The sequence below is a fragment of the Mycobacterium sp. SMC-13 genome, assembly GCF_045311035.1.
Lineage (GTDB): Bacteria > Actinomycetota > Actinomycetes > Mycobacteriales > Mycobacteriaceae > Mycobacterium.
This window is the reverse complement of the sequence record NZ_JBJIAI010000069.1, coordinates 1-3,353: the sequence shown is the minus strand read 5'-3', so window position 1 is coordinate 3,353 and position 3,353 is coordinate 1. Positions and strand designations below refer to the sequence as shown.

Here is a 3,353-nt window from a genome sequence, read left to right as displayed (position 1 = left end):
TGCGTCCCTTCGCCCGGCTGATCGCCAAGACCGGTGATAGCGTCACCACCTACGGCGAACCCTGGAACATGAACTGAGCCTGTCTGATCCGCCCCGGCGTGTCTGGAGAGTTCTTCTTTTGGGAAGGATGGGTCCATGGCTGCAGGGACGTCGAGACGGCGGTATCCGGAGGAGTTGAAGGCGCGGGCGGTGCAGATGGTGGCCGATCTGCGCAGTGAACCGCCCCGACTTTGTGCGCGCCTTCTTTTGAGGGAAGGTTGTTCGCATTATGGCGAAGAGGTACGACGAGAAGTTCAAGGCCAAGGTGAATCGCCCCGACTTCACCAGGTCGTCGCGGGTGAGCTCGCCGGCGGGCGTGTCAAATGGTCTGTGTAAGTCCTGTTAACGGAAGGATCGCAGGACGTGACAACAGGCAAGAACATGGATGCATCCCTGGTTGAGGCGGCTTCCACGGTGGAGATGGCCGAGGCGCTTCGGGCGTCGGGCGCGGTCGATGATCTGCTGGCGCAGATCGATACCGGCGAGGTCGCGCTGACCGGTGAAGGCGGGCTGCTGCCCGGGCTGATCAAGCTCGCTCTCGAACGCGGGCTGGCCGCCGAGCTGACCGATCATCTGGGATACGACAAAGGTGACCCGGCCGGTCGGGTGCTTCCCAATGCTCGCAACGGCACCTCACCCAAGACCGTGCTCACCGAAGCCGGCCCGGTGCCCCTGGATGTGCCGCGGGATCGCGATGGCTCGTTCACCCCCACACTGGTACCTAAAGGCACCCGTCGTATCGGCGAGCTCGACGACATGATCATTTCGCTATATGCAGGCGGAATGACGTTGCGGGACATCCAATTTCATCTTCAATCGACGATCGGGACCGAGGTGTCGCACGAGACGATCTCCAAGATCGTCGACGAGAGATCTCCGATGAGGTGCTGGCCTGGCAGCGCCGGCCGTTGGAGCCGCTGTATCCGGTGATCTACCTCGACGCGATGATCGTGAAGGTCAAAGACGGTGGCCACACCCGCAACAAGGCCGCGCACATCGCGGTGGGCGTGGATATGGCCGGGGTCAAGCACGTTCTGGGGATCTGGGTCCAGCCCAATGAAGGTGCCTCGTTCTGGGCGTCGGTGTGCGCGGACCTGGCCAATCGGGGTGTCAAGGACGTGCTGATCGTGTGCTGCGACGGGCTCACGGGCTTTCCGGAGGCGATCGCCGCGACCTGGTCGCAGGCCGCGGTGCAGACCTGCGTGGTGCACCTGACTCCGCAACGCGCTGCGGTTCGTGTCCTACGGCGACCGCAAGGCCGTGGCCGCGGCGCTCAAGCCGATCTACACCGCACCCGATGCCGACGCTGCCCGCGTCGAGTTGGACGCGTTCGCCGCCTCGGAGCTGGGGAAGAAGAACCCAACGGTGACAATGGTTTTCGAACGGGCATGGGAGCAGTTCATCCCGTTTTTGGCGTTCCCGCCCGAGCTGCGCCGGGTGATCTACACGACCAACTCAATCGAGTCGTTGAATATCAGCTGCGCAAGATCATCAAGCACCGCGGCCAGTTCCCCAACGACGCCGCAGTGGTCAAATTACTGTGGCTGGCGATCTGCAACATCGAAGACAAACGCGCCGCCGAGCGGGCCAAGGAACGCGGCCAGAAACAGGGCCGCACAGCCCCTGGACGGCTCGTGGAAGGGCAGGTGGTCACCAACTGGAAGAAGGCACTCGAGCAACTCGCGCTGGTCTACCCAGACCGCATCGAACGTTATCTGTAAGCACCACAACAACTCACATACGAAAACTCACATACGAACAATCAGGCAGGCGATTTACACAGAAAACTTGACAGGCTCTCGCCGGCCCCTAATTTTGAGACGCATAGCTGCGACGATTGTGCAGCACGTTAACGCCGGCCAGAGCTGCACATACCGCTGCGACGGGCAACAACGCATGATCGCCGATGTTGCCACCGACGATCACCCCTACAGCGGCACCGCCGACGAACAGCACTATTGTCGTGGTCAATACAGCGGCGCGCCACACGTCCACACCGTGCCAGTAGCCACGCGCCACAAGCAGTCCCAGGTCGGTAAGCGTCCCAGTGAAATGGGTCGTTCGTACCGCCATCTCCGGAAATCCCGACGTCATACCATTTTGTAATCCGCATGCTGCTGCGGCCAGCGGCGCCCTGATTAAAGGGTGTTCGATTCCGGCCGCAGCAACCAGCAGCACCGCCTCGGCGAGCAGCACCCCCCCGTGCCGAGGGCCGGTGTGGCCACGCTGTGGAGCCAGCACCACACCAGCCCCCATGACGCCGATAAGGAACCCGATGACGATCACCGCGATCATGCGGCCCGAATACAACAGCGGATTGCTGGCATGCATCCCCACGCTGGTGGTCAACGCGGTGAGGTTGCCCACCGGAAACAGCCATACCAGCAGCGCCACCGAGTTGACGTAGCCAGCAATAGCAGCGAGTGCACCACTGTAGCCGAGCGCAAGCAGTCGGCTACTTTTTTCCTTCGCTGGGTAAATTCTTAGTGCCATGGCCTCTCTCATTTGGTGATGGTGCGGGCGCATGAGCGCCTGCACGTCTGCAAAAAATCGACGCGCGTGGTGGCCGATCACGCTCCGCTGGGTCCTGCGTCCAAGCGCCGGGTCAGCACGGCCCGCGTGAGACGCAAGCCCCCGGCCGTGCCAGGGACGCGGGCCGCCGTAGGGCGTTAGTACGGGCCACCTGCCCGAAGCTGTGCCGTCATTGTTCCGACTGCAGTGGTCACTGCGACAGCCGATTGGGGCAATGCCACTATTGACGATGACACGGCTATCAGCACCATCAGAACCCGCGCGATGCGCCCAGCCATCGCAGACGAGTCGATGGTGCGGACCGGGCCGGTTCCGTCGGGAGCTTCGAGGGTCTGGCTATGACGTCAGTGTGCCGAAGTGTGAAGATATTCAACAGTCGTATACCCAGCGCGGTCGGGGCGGGGTGCCGCCCGCGGCGTGAACAAAGGGCCGGGGGCGGCAGGCCCGCGAGGGAACTGAGCGCGTGTCAGCGGTGGCCGCTCCAGCCTCCACCACGGCCCCAGCACTTATGCTTGTGATGGCGGCAACCGGGCGAGGCGGGTACCGGCACCCGGGCGCTGATGGAACTGATGGCCGGGGCGAGTCCGCTGGGTTGTGCCACTGCCGGAGCCGGTGGTGTTAGCACCAGGGTCAGCACCACTAGCGGAGCGGCCGCAACTGCGGCCAGTTTGCGATAGTGGAGGGAACGGTCAATCACAGTGCGGTTCATAGGGATTCCTTGCGTGTGGGCCGCCGTTGAGGTGGCCGTGATGGATGATTGCCGGTACCAGCGGCCCCGGGAT

Annotated in this window: 1 protein-coding gene and 2 pseudogenes; 2 read left to right on the top strand and 1 reads right to left on the bottom strand. The window is 63.1% G+C overall.

What is annotated here, in order from left to right; genetic code table 11:
* Both ACJH6I_RS31635 and ACJH6I_RS31630 read left to right on the top strand, forming a co-directional pair.
* Positions 1 to 77: pseudogene (locus ACJH6I_RS31635) on the top strand (MspA family porin); the annotation flags it as partial.
* 325 nt (positions 78 to 402) lie between these two features.
* A pseudogene (locus ACJH6I_RS31630) lies at positions 403 to 1,760 on the top strand (IS256 family transposase).
* A gap of 88 nt (positions 1,761 to 1,848) precedes the next feature.
* On the opposite strand, the gene ACJH6I_RS31625 reads toward ACJH6I_RS31630, so the two are convergent.
* Positions 1,849 to 2,532: a YoaK family protein gene (locus ACJH6I_RS31625; RefSeq protein WP_406785184.1), complete on the bottom strand. Its 684-nt coding sequence runs from the start codon at positions 2,530 to 2,532 to the stop codon at positions 1,849 to 1,851.
* Positions 2,533 to 3,353 lie beyond the last annotated feature (821 nt).